This is a genomic window from Streptomyces sp. NPDC079020 (genome assembly GCF_044542225.1).
In the GTDB taxonomy this organism is placed as follows: Bacteria; Actinomycetota; Actinomycetes; order Streptomycetales; family Streptomycetaceae; genus Streptomyces.
In genome coordinates this window covers 159,985-182,182 of the sequence record NZ_JBITUB010000016.1, presented here as the reverse complement: position 1 = coordinate 182,182, position 22,198 = coordinate 159,985, and the positions used below count along the sequence as shown (strand labels likewise).

Annotated in this window: 16 protein-coding genes; 10 read left to right on the top strand and 6 right to left on the bottom strand. The window is 71.5% G+C overall.

The window, feature by feature from the left end:
- Positions 1-141 precede the first annotated feature (141 nt).
- The gene (gene rpsO / locus ACIGJO_RS29085) at positions 142-432 is read right to left on the bottom strand and encodes a 30S ribosomal protein S15 (protein ID WP_014048684.1); all 291 of its coding nucleotides are present in this window, start codon (positions 430-432) and stop codon (positions 142-144) included.
- A 177-nt stretch (positions 433-609) separates the two neighbouring features.
- Entirely contained in the window at positions 610-2,088 is a 1,479-nt protein-coding gene (gene eccD, locus ACIGJO_RS29080; RefSeq protein ID WP_399963086.1) for a type VII secretion integral membrane protein EccD, read from the bottom strand.
- 184 nt (positions 2,089-2,272) lie between these two features.
- Here eccD and eccCa point away from each other — a divergent pair, with 184 nt between their 5' ends.
- From eccCa to ACIGJO_RS29045, 7 genes are all read left to right on the top strand, one after another.
- A complete protein-coding gene (gene eccCa / locus ACIGJO_RS29075; RefSeq protein WP_399963084.1) occupies positions 2,273-6,232 on the top strand; it encodes a type VII secretion protein EccCa in 3,960 nt (1,319 codons plus the stop codon).
- A gap of 254 nt (positions 6,233-6,486) precedes the next feature.
- The gene (locus tag ACIGJO_RS29070; RefSeq protein ID WP_399963082.1) at positions 6,487-6,939 is read left to right on the top strand and encodes a hypothetical protein; all 453 of its coding nucleotides are present in this window, start codon (positions 6,487-6,489) and stop codon (positions 6,937-6,939) included.
- A 74-nt stretch (positions 6,940-7,013) separates the two neighbouring features.
- Entirely contained in the window at positions 7,014-7,712 is a 699-nt protein-coding gene (locus tag ACIGJO_RS29065; RefSeq protein ID WP_399963080.1) for a hypothetical protein, read from the top strand.
- A gap of 77 nt (positions 7,713-7,789) precedes the next feature.
- Complete coding sequence (locus tag ACIGJO_RS29060) at positions 7,790-10,081, top strand: hypothetical protein (RefSeq protein WP_399963078.1); 2,292 nt, start codon at positions 7,790-7,792, stop codon at positions 10,079-10,081.
- A 3-nt stretch (positions 10,082-10,084) separates the two neighbouring features.
- Entirely contained in the window at positions 10,085-11,101 is a 1,017-nt protein-coding gene (locus ACIGJO_RS29055; RefSeq protein ID WP_399963076.1) for a hypothetical protein, read from the top strand.
- A gap of 14 nt (positions 11,102-11,115) precedes the next feature.
- Positions 11,116-12,108, top strand: a complete 993-nt coding sequence (locus ACIGJO_RS29050; RefSeq protein WP_399963074.1) for a hypothetical protein — start codon at positions 11,116-11,118, stop codon at positions 12,106-12,108.
- Positions 12,109-12,202: 94 nt separating this feature from the next.
- Complete coding sequence (locus ACIGJO_RS29045) at positions 12,203-12,436, top strand: DUF397 domain-containing protein (protein ID WP_399963072.1); 234 nt, start codon at positions 12,203-12,205, stop codon at positions 12,434-12,436.
- Positions 12,437-12,554: 118 nt separating this feature from the next.
- On the opposite strand, the gene ACIGJO_RS29040 is transcribed toward ACIGJO_RS29045, so the two are convergent.
- The 4 genes from ACIGJO_RS29040 to eccB all read right to left on the bottom strand — a co-directional run bounded on the left by ACIGJO_RS29040 (position 12,555) and on the right by eccB (position 16,367).
- The gene (locus ACIGJO_RS29040) at positions 12,555-12,860 is read right to left on the bottom strand and encodes a WXG100 family type VII secretion target (RefSeq protein ID WP_073726640.1); all 306 of its coding nucleotides are present in this window, start codon (positions 12,858-12,860) and stop codon (positions 12,555-12,557) included.
- 52 nt (positions 12,861-12,912) lie between these two features.
- Entirely contained in the window at positions 12,913-13,263 is a 351-nt protein-coding gene (locus ACIGJO_RS29035; RefSeq protein WP_399963069.1) for a WXG100 family type VII secretion target, read from the bottom strand.
- A 258-nt stretch (positions 13,264-13,521) separates the two neighbouring features.
- Entirely contained in the window at positions 13,522-14,751 is a 1,230-nt protein-coding gene (mycP, locus tag ACIGJO_RS29030; RefSeq protein ID WP_399963067.1) for a type VII secretion-associated serine protease mycosin, read from the bottom strand.
- Positions 14,752-14,819: 68 nt separating this feature from the next.
- Positions 14,820-16,367, bottom strand: coding sequence for a type VII secretion protein EccB (gene eccB, locus ACIGJO_RS29025; protein WP_399963065.1), 1,548 nt, complete (start codon positions 16,365-16,367; stop codon positions 14,820-14,822).
- Positions 16,368-16,592: 225 nt separating this feature from the next.
- Here eccB and eccE point away from each other — a divergent pair, with 225 nt between their 5' ends.
- From eccE to ACIGJO_RS29010, 3 genes are all read left to right on the top strand, one after another.
- Positions 16,593-17,957, top strand: a complete 1,365-nt coding sequence (eccE, locus tag ACIGJO_RS29020; protein ID WP_399963063.1) for a type VII secretion protein EccE — start codon at positions 16,593-16,595, stop codon at positions 17,955-17,957.
- The gene (locus ACIGJO_RS29015) at positions 17,957-18,679 is read left to right on the top strand and encodes a hypothetical protein (protein WP_399963061.1); all 723 of its coding nucleotides are present in this window, start codon (positions 17,957-17,959) and stop codon (positions 18,677-18,679) included. The genes eccE and ACIGJO_RS29015 overlap by 1 nt, the downstream gene beginning before the upstream one ends.
- Positions 18,680-19,107: 428 nt before the next feature.
- Positions 19,108-22,149 (top strand): SCO5717 family growth-regulating ATPase, encoded by a 3,042-nt coding sequence (locus ACIGJO_RS29010; protein ID WP_399963059.1) that lies wholly within the window; start codon positions 19,108-19,110, stop codon positions 22,147-22,149.
- Positions 22,150-22,198: the final 49 nt, after the last annotated feature.

Genomic DNA, 22,198 nt, shown 5'->3' with positions numbered 1-22,198 from the left:
CGAGGACCGGCGGCGGCGTCGATGCGCCTCTCCATCGTTCTGGTGTATTGCGCCCAGGTTACTGAGCTTGACACCGGTCCTGCACATACGGCAAAGGGAGCGGCCCCCTAGAACCGGGAACCGCTCCCTTCCACAGCGTCCTTACTTGGCGCCGCCGGCCGCACCGCGGCGGATGCCGAGGCGGTCGACGAGCGCACGGAAGCGCTGGATGTCCTTCTTGGCGAGGTACTGCAGGAGGCGGCGACGCTGGCCGACCAGGATCAGCAGACCACGACGGGAGTGGTGGTCGTGCTTGTGCGTCTTGAGGTGCTCCGTCAGGTCCGAGATCCGGCGGGAGAGCATGGCGACCTGAACCTCGGGGGAACCGGTGTCACCCTCCTTCTGGGCGAACTCGGCCATGATCTGCTTCTTCGTAGCGGCGTCGAGCGGCACGCGTACTCCTCTTGATGTTCGATGCGCCCACGAGTGCCCCTGGTCTTGATCGCAGGGGTGCTTCCGTGACTCGGAGGCGAAGGTCCGATGAGCGCAGTCCTCAGGCTGACCCGAGGGCGCGTACACAAACGGCCACCAGTCAGAGTACCAGCCCGTACGGAGCGCCCCGGCCGGGCCTCAGCTGGTGAGGGCCCTGGCCTTGGCGAAGACGTCGAGGACGGCCAGGCAGAGCGGGACCAGGGAGAGCAGCAGGGCGCTCTCCGCGAGGTCGAGGAGGCGCCCCCAGAAGGGCGAGAGCCCCTTGCGCGGGATGACCAGGCCGATCGCGGTGAACAGCGCGGCGCCCGCGGCGACGGCCGCGGAGAGCCAGATCGTACGGATGTCGAGGGAGCCGCGGTCGCCGTAGCGGACCAGGTCGTACAGCAGGTCGGTGGGCGGGTTCAGCGAGAGGCCGAGCACGAGCAGGGCGATGGCGCCGATGCCGGCCACCAGGACGCAGGCGACCTGGGAGGTGTAGCGGAAGAGGCGGGCGCGCAGCAGCATCGCGAGGCCGGCGGCGAGCGCGAGGACCTGTCCCCAGATGTTGTCGGAGAAGCCGAGGACGGCGGCGGACCCGACGGCCACGGCGGCGCAGCCGCCGACCAGGCCGAGGAGCATCTCGTGGCCGCGGCGGGCCTGGGCGGCGATGCGCTCGGCGTCGACGGGCTCCGGGTCGGCGCCGGGGCCGTTCGGGTCGGCGAAGTCGTCGTCGTAGCCGCCGGGGGCGGTGCGCGGTGAGGCGTAGCCGATGGGCAGCCGGGCGAAGCGTGCGGAGAGGCCGGGGAGGAACGCCACGAGGCCGAGGGCGACCGGGGCGCAGACGGCGGCGGTCTGGGTGGCCGACGCCTCGGTCAGTATCGCGACGAAGGTGGCGAGCGTGCCGACGGTGGCCAGGAAGGTGGCGGCGACGAACGGCGCGTCACCGCTGGGGGTCAGGGCGACCAGGGCGACGGAGGCGACCAGGACGGCGACGCAGCCGAGGAGGAACTGGAGGCGTCCCGGTCCCTGGCCGGCGTCCGGGCCGATGATGCCGGAGCCCGCGATGAGCGCGAGCGGGAGTGCGCCGAGGCCGAGGGCGACGGCCGTGGCACGGTCCGCGTACACCCGGGCGCGCACGCCGGCGAAGGCGGTCAGCAGCAGTCCGGCGGAGCCCGCGATGATGCCGGGCAGGCTGTGCATGTCGTGCCGGACCGGGTCGGCGAACCAGAGCACGAAGCCCATGAGGACGAGCAGGAGGACTCCGCCGACCAGCCCCGCGCCGCGCAGCAGTTCGTCGCTCCAGAGGTGGCGGTCGCGGGTGACGGCCGAGGCGACGGCGTCCGAGACGTCGTCGAACACGGCGGGCGGCAGCGACTGCGCGAACGGTCGCAGGCTGAGGAGTTCGCCGTCGAGCACCTGCTGGGCGGCGAGGGTGCGGGCGCCGTCCAGGACGGTTCCGTCGCGGCGTACGAGGTGATAGCCGGTGGGCGCTCCGGCCGCCTGGCTCTGGCCCGTGAGACGCAGGATCTCCGGGTAGACGTCGGCGACGGCGATGTCCTCCGGCAGGGCGACGTCGATCCGGCTGTCGGGCGCCACGACAGTGACGCGGCAGAAACCCGTCGCTGCGGTCGTACTCACGTGTCTGGTCCCCCTGATTCGCGGTTGCGCACAGTGCGCGCGCCACCCTACCGGGAGGTGGGCGGGTGATCTGCAAGTAGGATCGCCGTCGCGCGGAGGGAAGTCCGCGCACACGCAGCCACGGGGGCGTCGGTGCGGACCAGACCGGCCTTCCGCCCGTCCGTATTGAGGGATTGATGTTCCGGTGAGCCAGATCGTCGTGAAACGACCTCCGCGGTCTCTGCCGCCGGAAGTACCCGCGGAAGAATTGACGTTGGAGGCTCCTCCCGAACTGCCGCGCGGGCAGCAGGAGGGCATGCTGATGCAGATCCTGCCGGTGCTCGGCATGGGTTCGTCGGTGGTCTTCTTCTTCTCGCCCCAGGCCCCTCCGTTCATGCGGATCATGGGTGTCCTGATGCTGGTCTCGACCGTCGGAATGGTGGTCGCCCAGCTTGTCCGGCATCGCCGGGGTACGCAGGGGCAAATGGCAGATGTCCGGCGGGACTACCTCAAATACCTGGCACAGACGCGGCGGACGGTGCGCAGGACGGCGCGCTCCCAGCGCGATGTGCAGCTGTATCTGCACCCCGCGCCGGAGCAGTTGTGGTCGGTGGTCGCCGAGGGCAGCCGGGTCTGGGAACGGCGGGTCGGGGACAAGGACTTCGCGCAGATCAGGGTCGGGCTCGGGGCGCAGCAGCTGTCGACGCCGCTGATCGCTCCGGACACCGCGCCGGTGGATGAGCTGGAGCCGATGTGCGCCGGTGCGATGCAGCAGTTCCTGGCGGTGCACGGGTCGTTGGACGGGCTGCCGATGGCGGTCTCGATGCGGGCCTTCTACCATGTGACGGTCTCCGGGCAGCCGGAGGCGGCGCAGTCGACGGCGCGCTCGCTGGTGGCGCAGCTGGTGACGCTGCACTCCCCCGAGGACCTGATGGTCGCGGTGGTGGCGGCGCCGGGCGCGGTGCAGCGCTGGGACTGGACGAAGTGGCTGCCGCACACGCAGGTTCCCGGTCAGGTCGACGGGGCGGGTACGAAGCGGCTGTTCGGGGATGACCTGGGCGAGCTGGAGCAGTTGCTGGCGAGCCGTCTCGACGGGCGTCCGCGGTTCGGCCGGGAGAGCCAGCCGGTGCTGGACCAGCCGCATGTCGTGGTGGTCCTGGACGGCGGGATGGTGCCGCCCGACTCGCTGTTCGCCGCGGCCGAGGGGCTGCAGGGCGTGACGATCGTCGAGGTGATCTCCGGCGAGCTGGACGAGCAGCGCGGCGGCCTCTCGGTGGTGGTACGGCCGGGGCTGCTGCGGCTGGAGTCGGGGGCGGGGCTCGCGTACGAGGGCGCGCCGGACGGGATGTCGCTGCCGGCCGCCGAGGCGCTGGCCAGGCAGCTGGCCCCGCTCCGGATGGGCGGGGGCGACGACGACGAACCGCTGCTGGCCAACCTGGACTTCACGGATCTGCTGAATCTGGGGGACGCGGGCTCGGTCGACGTGGCGCGCACCTGGCGGCCGCGTTCGGTCTCGGAGCGGCTGCGGGTGCCGATCGGTATCGGCGAGGACGGCCAGCCGGTGATGCTGGACCTGAAGGAGGCCGCGCAGGAGGGCATGGGGCCGCACGGGCTGTGTGTCGGTGCGACGGGTTCCGGAAAGTCGGAGCTGCTGCGCACCCTGGTGCTCGGGCTCGCGGTCACGCACTCCTCGGAGACCCTGAACTTCGTCCTCGCGGACTTCAAGGGCGGTGCGACGTTCGCGGGGATGTCGCAGATGCCGCACGTGGCGGCGGTCATCACCAACCTGGCGGACGACCTGACGCTGGTGGACCGCATGGGGGATGCCATCCGCGGTGAGCTCCAGCGCCGTCAGGAGCTGCTGCGGTCGGCGGGCAACTACGCCAACATCCACGACTACGAGAAGGCGCGGGCCGCGGGTGCCGCGCTGGAGCCGCTGGCCTCGCTGGTCCTGGTGATCGACGAGTTCTCCGAACTCCTCACCGCCAAGCCGGACTTCATCGACATGTTCATCCAGATCGGCCGTATCGGCCGTTCGCTGGGTGTGCATCTGCTGCTGGCCTCGCAGCGCCTGGAGGAGGGCAAGCTGCGCGGTCTGGACACCTATCTCTCCTACCGCGTCGGTCTGCGGACCTTCTCGGCGGCGGAGTCGCGTACGGCGCTGGGCGTGCCGGACGCGTATCACCTGCCGTCGGTGCCCGGTTCCGGATATCTCAAGTTCGGTACGGACGAGATGACCCGGTTCAAGGCGGCGTACGTGTCGGGGACGTACCGTACGGGCGGCCCCGATCTGTCGGTGGGGCAGCTGCCGATCGACCGGCGGCCCGCGGTGTTCACCGCCGCTCCGGTGCCGGTGGTGTACGCGGCCCCGGATCCGGCGCAGTTGGCGGCGACGCGGTCGGCGGCGGACGACGACGCGCTGGCCGACACGGTGCTCGATGTGATCGTGCGGCGCCTGGAGGGTCAGGGGGTGCCGGCCCACCAGGTGTGGCTGCCGCCGCTGGACCGGGCGCCGACGCTGGACCAGTTGCTGCCGGGGCTGGCGCCGACGTCGGACCGCGGGTTCTCCTCGACCGAGTACACGCGTCCGGGCGGGCTGATCGTGCCGCTCGGGCTGATCGACAAGCCGTTCGAGCAGCGCCGTGAGGTGCTGTACCGGGACTTCTCCGGGGCGGCCGGTCACATGATGGTGATCGGCGGTCCGCAGTCCGGGAAGTCGACCATGATGCGGGCGCTGGTCTCGTCGTTCGCGCTCACCCACACCCCGCACGAGGTGCAGTTCTACGGTCTCGACTTCGGTGGTGGCGGGCTCGTCTCGCTGGCGGAGCTTCCGCATGTCGGCGGGATGGCCTCCCGGCTGGACCCGGAGCGGGTACGCCGTACGGTCGCCGAGGTGGCCGGGGTCCTCAACCGGCGCGAGGAGTTCTTCCGGGCCCACTCCATCGACTCGATCGCCACCTACCGGCGCAAGCGCGCCCGGGGCGAGCTGCCCGGCGAGCCCTGGGGCGATGTGTTCCTGGTGATCGACGGCTGGGGCGGTTTCCGGGCCGAGTACGAGCTGCTGGAGCAGACCGTCACCGACATCGCCTCGCGCGGTCTCGGGTACGGCATCCATGTCGTCATCACGGCGGCCCGCTACATGGAGGTGCGGGCGGCGCTGAAGGACCAGATCCTCGGCCGGCTCGAACTGCGTCTCGGTGACGTGATGGACTCCGAGTTCGACCGCAAGGTCGCCTCGAACGTGCCCGCGGGGGTGCCCGGCCGTGGTCAGGTCCCGGAGAAGCTGCACTTCATGGGTGCTCTGCCGCGTATCGACTCGGTCAGCAGCGCCGCGGATCTCTCGGACGGCACGGCCGCGTTCGTCAGCACGGTGAAGGCGAACTGGGCGGGGCCGGCGGCGCCCGCGGTGCGGCTGCTGCCGCGCAAGCTGCCCGCGGACCAGCTGCCCAAGGGGTTCGAGTTCCCGGAGCGGGGCATCGCGATCGGGATCGACGAGACGGCGCTGGAGCCGGTGTTCGTCAACTTCGAGACGGACCCGTTCTTCCTGATCTTCGGCGAGAGCGAGTCCGGCAAGACCAACCTGCTGCGGCTGATCGCCAAGCAGATCGCGGAGCGGTACTCCCCCGACGAGGCGAAGCTCGTCGTCGGCGACTACCGGCGGGCCCTGCTGGGCGCGCTGCCGGAGTCGCACCTGCTGGAGTACGCGCCGATGGCCAGCTCCATGCAGATGCACATGGAGGCCCTGTCCGGGGTGTTCGCGCGGCGCCAGCCGCCGACCGATGTCACCCCGCAGCAGCTGCGGGACCGCAGCTGGTGGAGCGGGCCGCAGATCTTCATCATCGTGGACGACTACGACCTGGTGGCGACGAACGCGGGCAACCCGCTGGCTCCGCTCGCGGAGTATCTGCCGTTCGCCCGGGACACCGGGGTGCGGTTCATCATCGCCCGCAACTCGGCCGGCGCGTCCAGGTCGATGTACGAGTCGTTCATGCAGCGGATCAAGGAGCTGGGCGCGCAGGGCGTGGTGCTGGCCGGTGATCCGGGCGAGGGCGAGCTGATCGGTTCGGTGCGCGGCCATGCGATGCCGCCGGGGCGCGGGTACTTCGCGTCGCGCAGGCGCGGTACGCCGCTGGTGCAGATCGGGCGGTTGCCGGAGCAGCACTGAGGCAGTCGCCGACGATACGACCGGGGCCCCCGCGCGGTGTGTGCGCGGGGGCCCCGGCGCGCGTCGGGGGGATACGGGGGTGTTCCGGGGCGCGATTCGCGAGCCGTCGCGGGGCCCGTCCGAAGGGGCCGGGGACGAGGGGCCGGGACCCGGACCGAAACCGGTAGCGACCATGTATTAGCGTCGAGTGGTGATCCATCGGTGCGCCCGGGTACGGCGGCACCGTCCACAGGCATGCGATACGGGGGAATCTCATGGGCTTCGACGACGAATGGGCCACGCTGCGCGCGGAGGCCACGCAACGGCAGAGCACGGACATGCGGCTCAACAGCACCGACGACGGCCCGCTGCCCGGCCTCGGCGGACAGGTCCTGGCCTCGACACCCGGGGAGAAGGCCGCCGCGGCGAACACCATTGAGAACGAGCTGGAGGACAGTACCAACAAGTCCGCCAACGTGGCGGACGAGGCCTCGTCCGCCGCGGCCAAGGAGTTCACCGACTGGGCCACCGGTCCGGCGATCACCAAGCTGGGCGAGACCTGGGACAAGCAGGTGAAGACCCTGATGGGCCGGCTGAGCTCGGAGAAGAACGGCCTGCGCGGGACCGCCAACGGCTTCGCCCGCAACGACCTGGACATCAACTCCCAGTTCTCGCCGCTGCTCAAGCCGCAGTACGGTCCGTGGGCGTCCGGCCTCGGCGGGGTGTAGGGCGGGACCAGATCATGATCCGGAACAACCCATTGCCCCTCCCCCGTACGCGCAGGACGAAAGGCCCCGGCCCCATGGAACGCACACGACTCCGGAGCGGCGGCGCCGTGGCCGTACTGCTCGCGACAGCGCTGCTGACCGGTTGCGGGCAGGACGGCGGCGACGGTGCCTCCGGCGCTTCCGACGCGGGGGCGGGGAAGGCGTCCGGTCCCGTGAGCGTCTCCGCGCTGCGGGCGGCCGCGGACAAGGTCGGGCCGGACGGAGCGGACGACTGCCCGCTCCCGTACGACATCGCCCGCGCGGCGAAGGCGGCGGGGCTGTCCGGGAAGACGGGTGCCGGGGCGGCTCCGGGCGGCGACGGGGACGAGCCCGCCGTCACCGCCGAGAACGGGCGCGACGCACAGGGGCCGGGCGGATTCGCGGCCAACCCCGGGGCCCTGGTCAGCTGTCTGTTCCACGTGGGCGCCCACACCGTGGAAGTGCACACGATCGCCACGGAATCCGCGTCGGCCGAGAACCTGCTGGCCCCGGTGATCATGCCCGCCGGCGGATTCTCGGTCGAGGAGCTGACCGCGTATCTGCGGCGGACGGCGGCGGGAGCGGCCGGTGAGGCGGTGGCCTCCGGGAACGGCGACTGCGTCACCGTGCGCGTGAAGCCCTCGGACGACGGCGACGCCTCGCTGGTGGTGACCGCGGGCGAGGACGAGAGCTCCGGGCCCGGCCGCGAGAAGCTCTCCGGCCTCGCGCTGGCGCTGCACGCGCAACTCGCCTGAGGTTTCCGGACGCCACGCGCGTGACCGGGCCGCGCCGCCCGGTCCGTTTCGACAGAACAAGCATCACGGGGAGAACCATGCTCACCTACAGCGAGGTCATGACGACCGACCTGGGCAAGCTGACCGCGGCCGCGGACAAGTGGGACGAGGCGGCCACGGAGATCAAGAAGGTCGAAAACCGCTACAAGGACAGTGTCCAGTGCATCACGCTCGGCCAGTCCTGGTCCGGGCTGAGCGCGAACACCGCCCAGATGAACTTCGCCGCCACCCGCTACGAGTACGCCGCCGCGCAGACCCAGGCCAAGGCCATGGCCTCGCTGCTGCGCGACGCGCACAACGACTTCGTACGCCTGAAGAAGAACCTGGAGAACCAGTGCGCCGCGGCGGTCGAGGCGGGCATGAAGATCTCCGAGGGCGGCGTGGTCACCTACGACTACGCGAAGCTCACGGAGGCCGAACGCTCGGCCACCCGGCACGACCCCGACTACGCGGAGAGCATCCGCAAGTCCGTGGCGTCCTGGTCGAAGGCGATAGACGACTGCGTCAAGGCGGTGGACGACGCGGACCAGGGCGTGAAGATCGCGCTGGAGGCCGTCACCAAGGACGGCTACGGGGACAAGAACGACAACACGCTGGGCACCGGCTTCAACGCGCACGCGCAGGGCGACGTGGAGAAGTACGAGGCGGAGAACACCAAGGACATCGCCACCCGCATCAACAACGGCGAGAAGGTCTCCGCGGCCGACATGGCGGAGTTCCAGCGCTCGGTGCGGGACAACTCGCACGACAAGGCCTTCTCCCAGACGCTCCTCAACGGGCTGGGCCCCGACGGGCTGATCAAGGTCAACAACAAGCTCAACGACCGCGCCTACGACTCGGACAAGAAGAACAAGGCCCAGTACCTGGAGATCCAGAAGGGTCTGGCCAACTCCGCCGCCACCGCCACCCAGGTGCCGGGCAGCGTCAAGGACGCGCCGCCCGGATCGGAAGCGTTCAAGAAGTGGAAGGCGTCCGACGAGGGCAGGTTCTACCGGGAGTGGACGGACAGACTCGACAGCTCCGGCACCAAGAACTTCGGCTCGAACACCCAGCCGCTGTACGGCTACCAGTCGTTCGTCAGCATGATGCAGCACGCGGACACGAAGTTCGACGATCAGTTCCTGTACGAGCTGGGCGATGACCTCATAGCCGCCGAGAAGAAGCAGGACGGCATCTTCACATTGTGGGGCGGCGGTCACAAGGGCATCGAGAGCGACCCGATCGACGGCCTTCTCGGTGTCATGAGCAAGAACCCGGACGCGGCCACCGCCTTCTTCGACTCCACGGGCAATGGCGCGGACGGCGACAAGGTACCCAACAACCACCTGAAGTACCTGCTCGGCGACGGAGACGACGCCCGCGACTGGCCGAAGAACACGATCACCGGCTACGGCGTCACGACCTTCGACGACCCGACCGCCAAGATCGGCCTCGGTCTCGCCCTGGAGGCGGCGACCACGGGCCGCGAACCCAACGCCGGGGGCGCCGCGTTCGGCCACCACTCGGAGGCCCAGGCCCGGGTCATGCAGGAGACCATCAGCGTCCTGGACCAGGATTCCAAGGGCGACACGATCCCGCAGAACCTGAAGGTGCCCCTCGGCCGTGCCCTGTCGGACTACACGGCCGACACCCATGCCATCCTCAGTGGTACCGCCCCGGGCAGCCCCGTGGGTCTCGACGAGATCAGCGGGCGCGGCGACGAGTCCGGGATCACCAACTCCAAGCACAGCCTTCTGCGTGTGATGCGCGGTGTCTCGGACGCGGCGTACGGGCAGACGGCCGATGGCGAGCCCGTACTCGTCTACGACCTGCTGTACGAGAACGAGAAGCGGTACGCGGCCGAGTACCTCCTCACCGCGAAGGACGCTCCGCCGGAGCAGGTGGGCAATGTCGTCGGCGACTGGGACAACAAGGCCCGCCATGTCGGCGAGGTGTACGGAGCGATGAACGCCATCGGCTCCGACATGACCCTGGACGACCGCGACACCAAGATCGGGAACCTCAACGACGAGATGCGGTACACGTACCACGGCGTCGGTGGCCTCTTCACACAGATCCCGGTCGTGGGCGACCCGATCCAGCGCATGGTCGACGCGGCCACCTACGAGTACTCGAAGGACGTCGCCGCCGAGGCGGAGGACGCGGCCCGCGCCAAGGAGAGCACCAACACCTCGGCGGGGATCGCGGGCACGAACAAGCTCCTCGACGCGTGGGGGAACGAGCGGGGTGTCGCCGGCTCGGAGGCGCACGACCACGCCAAGGGCGAAGCCAAACAGAGTTACATCACGGGGCGCGAGGACGCGTACTCGGCGCTGCGCACGAGGAAGTAGGACATGACGCAAGGCAAGGGCAACCGGGCACCCCGGTGGAAGTGGATCGCTCCGGTACTGGCGCTCGGTGTCGTACTCGCGGGCGTCCATGTGTGGCGGAACACCGATCTCTTCGCCGGGGACGAGGTGTGCGGGGGCCTCGTGTCCACCGCGCGGGCCGGCTCCGTCCTGTCCGGAGGCGGCCGTATCTCCGACGGGGACGGCCTGGATGCCCGGGCGGGCGACGACCTGGAGTTCTCCTGCACCGTCGAGGCCTCGTCGTTCCTGCCCGGTGCCGGTGAGGGGCACCTGAGGATCTCGGGAACCCAAGAGCGGGGTGACTTCGCGTTCACCGACGGCCGCTGGCCCAGTCCCGCCACGGTGTCCTTCTTCTCCGGACCGGCGACCGGCGGTGTGGGCAGGGACCATGGCTGGGTGCTCCTGCCGGAGGGCTGCGCGAAGACGGCCCCGGCCATCATCGAGGGTTACGCCCCCGAGGGCTCCGACCCCACGGCACTGGCCGCGCTCCTGACCGACGTGGCGAACAGGGCGGCGGAACGCGCGGGGTGCGCGCCGGACCGTCCGCTCACCCTGTCCGGCGGTCTCCCGGCCGTACCGGCCGGCCAGAAGGTCCCGGACGACGCGGTGTGCGGCATCAAGGGCCTGACCTTCCCCGGCCCGGCCGCGGGAAGGTCAGCGGCACGCCAGACGGTCCAGGGGCGGACCGGTCCCACCTGGGCCTGCGAGGTGAGCGGACACGCCACCTTCTCCGTGACACAGGAGCCGCGCGTCCTGGAAGCGATCGCCTCCTCCCCCGGCTTCGGGGAACAGCCGCCGCTCGCGGGCCTGCGTGTCTCGGGCTTCGACCAACGGCACGTGGTGGCCGACTGCTCGGGCACACCGACGTACTTCTCGATGGAACTCGGCGCCACCTATCAGTCCGCCCTCGAATCCCCCGGCACCCCCTCGGCCAAGGCCGTCTTCGCCGACTTCGTCACCGCCGCCGGCAAGAACTACGGCTGCTCCACCACGGCCTCGTGAACCGGAGGCGATCCTTGACGCCCGCGCCGCTCCGCACCCGGCGGACGGCCCAGTTCGTCGTCTGTGCCGTGGCCGGGGCGATGGCGGCAGGGGTGTGGCTGATCGTCCCGCGCTCCGCAGAGGGGGCGCCGGACTGTGCGGAACTGCTGGCGCAGCAACGGATGCGGACAGCGCTCGGCACCTCGGCGCCGGAGGGGGACGGCTGCGCGGCGCTGGGGGCGGCGATCGTCCGGGTCGCCGGGGCCGGCGAGGACGGACGGCACGCGCCGGAGCGGGCTCGGGCGATGAAGAACGTGCTGCTCGCTGTCGATTCCGGAACACGGCGGGGCGGCGGCACCGTACCGGAGGAGCTGCGCCGGCCCCTCGGAGAGGCGATGGAGGGGTATGCCCATGACCTCTACGAGATTCTCCACGGCCTGAACCCCGCCTATGTCAACGCGGCGGCCCCGTCCAAGGACCCGTGGCAGGACGCCTCGGGCGCACACTTCTCGGTGCCGTCCTCGACGGCGCTCAGGGCGATGAGCGCCGTGTCGGGTGATCCGGCCGCCCACGCCGCGCTGCGCACCGCGCTCGACGACGAGGGCGCGCGGCGGTTCGCTGCCCTGCCCGACGGTGCGACGGGCGAGGCACCGTCCGCCGTCGCGGCGAGCGATGCGCGGGTGACGGGCGCGCTGGCGGGCGTCGCCGCGCACGTGGGCGGGAGCCGGGGTGAGGATTCCGGCGCCTGGTACGGCGATGTCTTCGCGGCGTTGCTGAAGCGGAACGGGCCTGCTCCGCCGGCGGATACGGATCTGGCCGGCCATCTCACCGGTAGCTGGACCGCACGGCTGCGGGCCGCCGCCCCGGCGGACCGGCCGGAGCTGCTGCGTCAGCGGAGCGCGATGCTGTTCGGCCGGTGGGCCGATGTCCGCGGGCTGCCTCCGGCGGAACGCGACGCGACGCTCCTCAACTGCCGTAACAACGCCCGTGGCGCGTACGAGGACTCCGTCGAGGAGTTGGGCGGCTGAGACCCGGCCGAAGTCCGCACCCGCGGGCCCGTGTGCGGGGATAATCGTGGACGGGCGAGGAACACGTTCCGCCGCACGAGAGGAAAGGCAACTGATGGGCACGCAAGCGGAGAAGGACGAGCTGTACGCACTCGACATCTCGGGGGTGGAGTGGCTCAGTGCCCCCGGTACGGAGGAGGCGGAGGAGCGCGTCGAGATCGCGCATCTGCCGGGCGGGGCCGTGGCGATGCGGTCCTCGGTGGATCCGGAGACCGTGCTGCGGTACACGGAGGCCGAGTGGACCGCGTTCGTGCTGGGCGCCCGTGACGGCGAGTTCGACCTGAAGTAGACGTGGCGCAACGCGAGAGGGGCACGCTCCGGTGGGAGCGTGCCCCTCTTGCCTGTGCGTGGGTGCCCCTGTGCCGCAGTGGCCGTGCCGCGGCGGCGCACGGGCCGGAACGCGTGGGTCAGAACGCCTCGGTGAAGTAGCGCGAGGCCTTCACGTCGGTGGAGCGGTAGCTGTCCTTGCCGGACTCGATGATCTTGGCTACCTGGTCCAGCCGCTTCTGCATGTGGTCGGCACGGCCCTTGTACTTGCTCTGGAGGTTGACGTACTCGCCGTGAGCGTCACCGTCCCAGGTGTCGGTGACGACCTTGAGCGCGGCGTCCATCTCTTCGAGGTCCTTGATGATGTTGCGCGACACCACACGGATGCGGTTCGCCATCTCCTGGACGCTCTCGTACCTGACCTTGGTGTTCGGGTCCCCAGCCATCAGTCTTCTCCTCTGTGCTCAGCGTGTGCGGTAAAGGGGTGCGGCGGGTGGCTCAGACGCCGTTCAGGCCGGACGTGTTGGAGGACGACGCCGACTCCTTCACCGCGTTGAAGGCCGCGCGGACCTCGTCGTCGTTGGCGTTGCTGAGGTTCTTCGTCTGGCCCACGGCGTTGAGCAGCACCTGGAGCAGGCGCCGGATCTCGTCGTGGTCCTCGTTGATCGTGACCTGCGCAGTCGTGAATCCCGAGGCACCGACACCCGTCCAGCCCGCGCTGACCGTCGCGAGGATGTCGGCGAGCTCACGGGCCTGCTTGGACACCGCTTCGGCCGTGTCGACGATCTTGTTCTTCGCCTGGATGATCGGATCGTCGGCGAGTCCGAAACCAGCGGCGGGGTTGGTCATCCGGAGGTCCTATCTCTCAGTTCCCGAGCCTGCCCGCGGGCTGCGGCCAGGCTTCCTCTTGCCCCCGTGTGCTCCGGATAAGGAGTGGGGTACATGCAAGGCCCAAGAAGTGCGTGGCGGTGTTCCCACGCCCTGGAATCGGACTCGACCACTTCTCGTTCCCCCGTCACACACGTGAAGTCTGCTACCACCCTAGTCACTTCGTCATCTCTCCCCAACTGCGGTTTATAGGAGAGATGCACGTCACCGGCGGCGCCCTCAGCGCAAACCGCGTCGTCGCCGGACATCACGGACGACCGTCGCCGTACCGGCCACGACGGAGACGAGCACCGCGGCCAGGGCCAGCGCGTAGGTGGCGTATCGCTCGCTGCGCTCCTGCGAGGTCTCCGACATGGCCAGGAGCGCCGGCTCCGGGGCGGGCGCCCTGGGCGGTGCCGGGTCCGGACGGGCCGCGTCCAGCGGGATGTCGTCCCTGTCCCCGGCCAGGGCCCTCACCGGGTCGACGACGCCCCAGCCGACGTACGCGTCGTGGCCGGTGACCGAGCGCTCGGCGGTCTGCTCGATCCGGGCGGCGATCTGGGCCGGTGTCCACTTGGGGTACTTGGCGACGAGGAGGGTGGCGACTCCCGCCACGTACGGCGCGGAGAAGCTGGTGCCGTTGTCGGTGCACTGGCCGAACCCCGGCACGGTGGAGACGATGTCGACGCCCGGCGCGGCGACGCCGACGAACTCACCGGCCTGCGAGAAGGCGGCGCGTTCGTTGTTGCGGTCGGAGGAGGCGACGGCGAGCACCCCGGGAAAGGCTGCCGGGTAGGTGTTCTTCAGCTTGCCGTCCATGCCGTCGTTGCCCGCCGAGGCGACGACGACGACACCCTGGCCGATCGCCTTGGCCACGGCCCGGCCGAGCGCCGAGTCGGGCGTCAGCGGCTTGGTGGTGTCCTGGGAGATGTTGATGACATCGGCCTTCTTGACGAGCGCGTGCTCGATCGCGGTGGCCATCGTGGTGTCCTTGCCGCTGTTCTTCTCGTCGTTCTGGCGGATCGGGATGATGGTGGCCTCGGGTGCCAGGCCGACGAACCCGGTGCCCTTCGCGGGTCGCGCGGCGATGATGCCGGCGACCTTGGTGCCGTGGCCTACCTCGTCGGTGGTGCCGTCCGCCTTGCCGCCCTTGAGCAGATTGCGCCCGGCGGCGGTGTCCACGGCGGGCTTGAGCTGCGGGTTGGCGTTGTCCACGCCGGTGTCGATGACCGCGACGCGGACCCCCTTGCCCCTGGTGTCCTGCCACAGTTCGTCGAGCATGACCCGCTGGAGCGGCCACGGCCTGCCCTCGAACTGCTTCTTCATCGGGAAGGAGCATTCACCACTGCCGTCTATCCCGAGGCCGCCCGGACCTGCGGAGTCCTGGGCGGCGTACGCGGCCTGGGGCGCCGCCAGTACGGCCAGCGCGGCGGCGGCCGCCGTGAGCAGCACGGTCTTCCGGTACAACATCTGTTCCTCTCCCCCGAGTCCCGCGGTCCACCGTCCCGCGGCGGCCGCGGGGCTGTCGTACGGGTGGCTCACGAGCCCTGGGGCTGCCGGGCGCTGTTGGTGTCGAGCCGGGGGCCCTTGGACAGGAAGTCCGACCACTCGATCGGTACGAGCGAGGGCGTGACCTTCTCGTAGCCGAGCCGGATCTGGGCCTGGCTGGCCTCGGGACGGCCGTCCTGGGTCTGCTGGCCGCCGGTGCCGATGTCGGAGCGCTGCGCGTCGCTGTCGCCGTTGGCCTGGACCGCGTAGCGCAGTCCGGTGTCGGTGACCAGGAAGAGCGAGCCGTCGGGGCGGGTCTGCTTGCCCTGGATCTGGGTGTAGAGGAGGCCGCTGCCGGGGGTGACGTAGGTGCTGGTGCCACCGGCGTTGATCGCGGCCGGGTATTCGGTGCCCGCCCAGGTGCTCAGCGTCGTACGGCCCCGGTCGTCGACCTTGCGCAGCACGCTGCAGACCGTGTCCCGACTGCCGTCGCCACCGGCCGAGTTGACCTGCTGGGCCTTGTGGGCCGGCCAGCGCGGCGCCTGGCCCGCGAAGGGCCGGGGGTCCGGCACGAAGTCCTGGAGGTCCGCGGCGCGGGCCTCGCTGGCCAGGTTCAGGGGCGCGGTCTGCGGGGAGTTGATCAGCAGCCAGGCGGTGAACTCGGAGATGGGCTGGACCTTGCCCTCAAGGACCACGTAGTGCGCGGTGCCTTCGCCCGTACGGGTCTTGAGGACCATGCCCACCTTGTTCTCCTCGGCGGAGAGCTGGCCCTCGATGTGTGCGGGGGCGCCGATGGTGCCGGGGATCTGCGGGAAGACGATGGGGCTGCCCTCGTGCAGGGTGGCCAGCCAGTCGTCGGTGACGGACTGCGGCTGCCTGCTGCCGACGAGGGCGTTGGTCAGGTGTCCGTTGTCCGTGGCCACCTCGTTGACGCGGTACTTCGTGCCGCCCGCGTCGACGAGATAGCGCGTCCCGTCCTGGCCCTGGACGTACAGCACCTGTCCGCCGCCGAGCTTCTCCTTCTTGCCCTCGGTGAGCTTGTTGTCGCGCTCGGCGAAGACGAAGGCCGCCTTCTGCACGGTGTTGCCCTTGCCGCCGGGCTGTTCGCAGACCGCCCACCGCTTGGCGGTGCCCGCGTCGGTCGCCTCGGGCAGCCGGTCGGGGGCGTACGGGATGCCGAGTATCGGCCCGCGCGGGGGCTTGCCCGCGTCCAGGACGTTGTCGGCGACCTGGATGACGGCGAACTGCTGGGGTGTCAGCAGCAGTCGGGCCGAGGCGAGGTTCAGTACGGGGTGGAGCAGGTTCTTCCTGTCCTTGCCCTTGCCCGTGGAGAGCACCACGTAGCGGGTGGTGGACTTCTTGCCGACGATCACCTTGGTGCCGGGCTTGTCCCAGTCCTTGGGGGCGGTGGGCTTGAACATGCCCCAGGCCCCGAACCCGGCCAGGATCAGCGCGCCGACGATCAGGCTCGGCACGACCGCCCGCAACGGGCGCGGCGCGCCCTCCTCGGTACCTGTGGGCGAGGGTTGGAGGAATGCCGCGACCGTGCGCTTCTTCGCAAAGGTGTACGCGTTGAGCTCATCCCGCCGTGATGCCATGAGTCTGTCTGTCTCCCGTGTCTCCCCGCGCGGCTCCAGGGGCGGACACACCCCTGCCCCCGTGCCGGACCCCCGATGCCGGACCCTGGTGCCGGACCGGCCCCCTACTATGCCTGCTGAAGGCGAGTGCCCGTGGGGCGGGTAGGGTGATCCAGCCTCCAATGCCCCCGGCGGGGCAGGGGCGATCGGGTTGAGTCGGGGCCTTATGAACGGGGGAATGCCGGAATGATGGCTTCCGCGACGCGGACACGTCCGGCCGGGAACAGGGGGCCCTCCGGGGCTCCCGGGGCAGGGGAACCACCCGCCTCTCGCAGGGGTTCACGCTCCTCGTCCCGAAGGCCCTCCGGTGGCCCCGAGGGGACCGGCGGACCGGCCGCACCACGGCTGAACGGACGTGCCGGACACTTCGGTTCGTTCCGATTGCAACAGTTCGTACTGTTCGAAATCGCCGCCGCGCTGCTGCTCGCCGCCTGGGTGACGGAGCCGCTGCTGCTCGCTCCGGCCGGGGTGTTCGCCGCGCTGCTGGTGGTGCTCGCCGTGGTCCGCAGGCACCGCCGCTCGCTGCCCGAGTGGCTGGGTACGGTCTTCGCGCTGCGGGCCCGCACCCGCCGGGCCGCCGCGCTGGTGCTGCCCCCGGACACCGAGCCGGGTCTCGCGCCCGCCGTCGAGTGCGACCCGGCGCTGCGCACGTACTCCTTCAGCGACCGCGACCGGCGGCCGGTGGGCATGATCGGTGACGGTACGTTCGTCACGGCGCTGGTCCAGGTCGAGTCGGACGCCACGGCGCTGCGGCCCGACCGTTCGGCACGGCCGCTGCCCCTGACACTCGTACGGGACGTGCTGGAGGTCGACGGCATCCGGCTGGAGTCCGCGCAGATCGTCCAGCACACCCAGCCCGCGCCCGCGCCGCATCTGCCGCAGCAGTCGGTCGCCGCGCGCAACTACGCGCCCCTGCAGGCCCAGACGGGTTCGCCGGCGCTCCGGATCACCTGGATCGCGCTCAAGCTGGACCCGGAGCTCTGCCCGGAAGCGGTGCAGGCGCGCGGCGGCGGGATCACCGGCGCGCAGAAGTGCGTGGTGCGGGCCGCCGACCAGCTGGCCAGCCGGCTGACCGGGGCGGGGTTCCGCGCGACGGTGCTCACCGAGCAGGAACTGACCTCCGCCATCGCGACCTCGGCGTGCGTCAGTCCGCTGGCGATGACCCAGGCCAGCCGGGCGGATACCCCCGGCAGGCGCACCGAGGAGACCTCGCGCACCTGGCGCTGCGACGACCGGCGCCACACCACGTACTGGGTGGGCCGCTGGCCCCAGCTCGGCGGCGGCGGCGCCTCGATGCCGCAGCTGGTGGCGCTGCTCACCTCGATCCCGGCGCTGGCCACCACCTTCAGCCTGACGCTGGGACACGGGGACCGCTCGGGGGTGTCGGTCACCGGACATGTCCGGATCACCGGCCGCAGCGATGACGAACTCCTCGCCGCCCGCCATGAGTTGGAGCGCACCGCACGCGGTGTGAAGACGGCGCTGGTACGACTGGACCGCGAACAGCTGCCCGGCGTGCTGGCCACCCTGCCGCTCGGAGGTACCCGCTGATGTCCACCGCTACCGGCAACCGGACCCGGCTGGGTTTCGGGCTCATCGGTCCGCGCCGCGGCCGACACGCCGTCTCCTTCGACGAACTGGCCGCGCTCGGCCTGCCGGTCGGTGACGACGGCACGGTGATAGGGGTCGACGCCGAGGGGCGCCCGGCGGTCCTGGGCATCAACCGGCCCACCCCGTACGAGGTCACGCTGATAGGCGGCCTGTGGACGGCGCAGGTGCTGGCGCTGCGCGCCGCCGCGACGGGCGCCCGGATCGCGGTGGAGACCGGACGGGCCCATGCCTGGACCGGGCTCGCCCAGGCGGCGGGCGGGGGGCAGCCCTGCGTCTCGCTGCACGATGTGGGCCGGGTGCCGCCGCAGGGCGCGTCGGCCGGATCGCCGGTCGTCGTGGTGCGCGACTGCGGGATGCGGCCTCCTCGCGGCCGGGTGGTGTCGGGGCCCTGGCAGTCCGTCGTGACGCTGCTGCCCTATCTCAGCCCGGTGGCACCGCGGTTGATGGAGAAGTCCGCGCTCGTCGGAGTCCAGCGGGTCTCCCCGGACGAGGCGGCGCAGATCGGCCGGATCATGAATCTGCCGGCCGCCGAGGCACAGGCGCTGTCCACGCTGGCCGACGGTGTGACGCTGTGGTGCACGGACCGGGACCGGCAGTTCGTGATGACCCAGGCGACCGACGCCGAGACCGGACTGCTGGGCAGCGCCCGCAGGATGGACTGACCCGCGCGTCCGTACAGCGGCCCTCGCGGGAATCCGGGTTCCGGCCGCGCGGCATTTGTACGTCGGCCCGCGCGGGATCCGTATACCGGCCCGCGCGGGTGTCCGTGCGTCGGCCCGCGCGGGTGTCCGTGCGTCGGCCCGTGCGATCGACTTGCACGCAACGTTCCGTATTCGTACCGCTTTCGGTTCGCTCCCTGTATCGCTTCCCGTTCACCTGGGGGCAGTGCGTGACGTACGGGACAGACCTCGCCTTGCCGTACGGCCTGCCGTAGAGCGCCCGATGGCGATTAGGGTGGGTGCGGGCGCGGCAGCAGAACCTGCGGACAGGCATGGCGCGTCCCAGGGGGAGAGCCGGGCGGATCGGACGCCGGGAACCGGCACCCCCACCCCCCACGGCACAAGGGTGCTCGACCACACCAGGAGGCAAAGTGAACGGCGATCGGGACGAGATCCGCGGGGGATGGAACACGCCCGTCGACGAGTCGTCCGACGCGGATCCCGCCGAGATGACGGGTGAGTTCACCATCGACTACACCCCGCCCGCCTGGTACACGCAGAACGCCGCGGGGGATTCGTCGGGCGGGTCGGGGTCCCATCTGGCACCGCCTCCGCCGCCCAACGGGGCGCCGGTCCCCGTGCCGGGACCGCCCGCCGCGGGCGGCTTCGACCCCAACTGGGCACCCGCGCCGCCCGCTCCGGCGGAGCCCTCGCCGCCGGGCGTGCCCGCCTCGGCGCCACCGGCCTCGCTGCCGCCCGCCTCCCTGCCGTCGCCCGAGACCGGATCCCCGTCGGCGCCCGCACCCGCGTCCCCGCCCGCGCAGGCTCCTTCGGAGGGGCCCGGGACCGAGGACGGCGCAGCCGATCCGTTCGGCGGCGGTGACCTGGAGAGCGGCGCGACGATGCGTTTCTCCCCGGCCGCGCTGAAGCGGGAGATCGCGGAGCGCGAGGCGGCGGCCACCGCGGCGCCGGACGGCGCCACGCCTTCGGATGTCTCCGGTGCGCGGCCGGACGCCGACGCTCCGGAGAACGCGGCGCCGGGGACGACGGACACCGCCGGAGCCGGTGCGGCGAGCACCGCCGGACGTGACGGCGACGCCCCGGAGTCCGGCACGGATGCCGCCACGGCTCCGGAACCCGACTCCGCCCCCGCCGACGCCGTGCCCGCGGATCCCCGGAGCGCCGGGGCCACGGACGAGCCGGCGAACGCCGGGAGGGCGGCGGGCGACGACTCCGCCGCGACGGACCCGACGGCGCACGCCGACGAGCCCCCGCACGCCGTCACGGACGCGGTACCCCAGGACGCGCCGCAGGCGGCCGTCGCTCCGGCGCCGTGGGCGCCCGCGCCGCCCGCCCAGTCGGCCGCCCTGCCCCCGCTGCCGCCGGCCTTCCAGCCCGCCGCACCGCAGCCCACCGCGCCGCAGTCCGCGTCGCACTGGCCCGCCCCGACGCCCGCGAACGAGGCGCCCGGCGGATACGGATTCCCGCAGGCGGCCCAGGCACCGCAGCCTCCCCGGGCGCCGCAGCCGTACCCGGCACCGCAGTCACACCACGCACCGCAGGCACAGCCTCAGCCGTACCAGGCGCCGCAAGCGCCTCTGCCGTACCAGGCGTCCCAGGGGCAGCAGCCCCCGCAGCAGCAGTTCCCGGGGCAGAGCGCACCGCTGCCGCCGCAGGCCCCGCAGGCCGCCGGCGGGTACGGATTCCCGCAGCAGCAGGGGGGCTACGGGTTCCCCCAGGCGGCCCAGGCACCGCAGCCGCCCCAGGCAGCCCAGCCGCCCCAGCCCGGCTTCCCCGTGCAAGCGGCACCGCTCCCCGCGCAGCAGCCGGCCCAGGGCACGCCCCACCTGCCCGCGCCCATCGCCCCGGCCGCTCCGCAGCCGCCGGAGCCGTATCAGCCCCAGCCGCACCTCCCGGCCCAGCAGCAGGCGCCTCAGCAGCCCCAGCACCCGGACCCGCAGGGTCCGCCCGTCGACCCGCGTACCGGCACCGCCTGGCCCACGCCGGTCACCCATGACCAGCGCGAGCGCTCCGTGCCGGGCGCGCCGCTCGGCTACACGGCCGCCGTCGAGCTCTCCTCCGACCGGCTGGTCCGGGGCAAGCAGAAGGCCAAGAGCAGCCGCACCCCCTCGGGGGTGTCCCGCTTCAAGCTCGGCGGCAAGAAGGAGGAGATCGAGCGTCAGCGCAAGCTGGAGCTGATCCGCACTCCGGTGCTGTCCTGCTACCGGATCGCCGTCATCAGCCTCAAGGGCGGTGTCGGCAAGACCACCACGACGACCGCGCTGGGCTCGACGCTGGCGACGGAGCGCCAGGACAAGATCCTCGCCATCGACGCCAACCCGGACGCCGGTACGCTCGGCCGCCGGGTGCGCCGCGAGACCGGGGCGACCATCCGCGACCTGGTCCAGGCGATCCCGTACCTCAACTCGTACATGGACATCCGCCGGTTCACCTCGCAGGCGCCCTCCGGCCTGGAGATCATCGCCAACGATGTGGACCCGGCGGTCTCCACGACGTTCAACGACGAGGACTACCGGCGTGCGATCGAGGTGCTCGGCAAGCAGTACCCGATCATCCTCACCGACTCGGGCACGGGTCTGCTCTATTCCGCGATGCGGGGCGTGCTCGACCTCGCCGACCAGCTGATCATCATCTCGACGCCCTCCGTCGACGGTGCGTCCAGCGCGTCGACCACGCTGGACTGGCTGTCCGCGCACGGGTACGCGGATCTGGTGCAGCGTTCCATCACGGTCATCTCCGGGGTCCGCGAGACCGGCAAGATGATCAAGGTGGACGACATCGTGCAGCACTTCGAGACGCGCTGCCGGGGCGTCGTCGTCGTACCGTTCGACGAGCATCTGTCCGCGGGCGCCGAGGTCGACCTGGACATGATGAGGCCGAAGACCCGCGAGGCGTACTTCCATCTCTCCGCGATGGTCGCCGAGGACTTCGCGCGTGCCCAGCAGCAGCAGGGGCTGTGGACGTCGGACGGCTCCATGCCGCCGCAGTTCGCCCCGCCGATGCCCGGACATCAGCAGCCCGGTCAGCCGATGCCCGGTCAGCCCATGCCGGGTCAGCCCATGCCGGGTCAGCCGATGCCCGGACAGCCCATGCCCGGACAGCCCATGCCCGGACAGCCCATGCCCGGACAGCAGCAGCCGTACCCGCCCCAGCCGTACCCCCAACAGCCCTATGGCGGCCAGCCGCCGTACGGGGGAGCTCAGCCGGCCCAGCAGCAGCCCCCGCAGCAGCCGTATCCCGGTCAGCCGGCCCCCGGCGCCCAGCAGGGCGGCTGGCAGCAGAACGGCTGGCAGCAGCAGTCGCCGCCCCCGCAGGCCCCGTCGGCCGCGGGCCCGGCGCTCCCGCTCCCGGAGGCGGGAGCCCCGGGCGGACAGGGCGAACTGGAAGGTCCCGTACCGCCCTCGGGCTGGCAGCAGACCCCTCCGCAGCCACCGCCCGCGCCTCAGCAGTAAGGCAGTAGAGGTCTAAACCAATGAGGGCCCGCACCGTTTCCACGGTGCG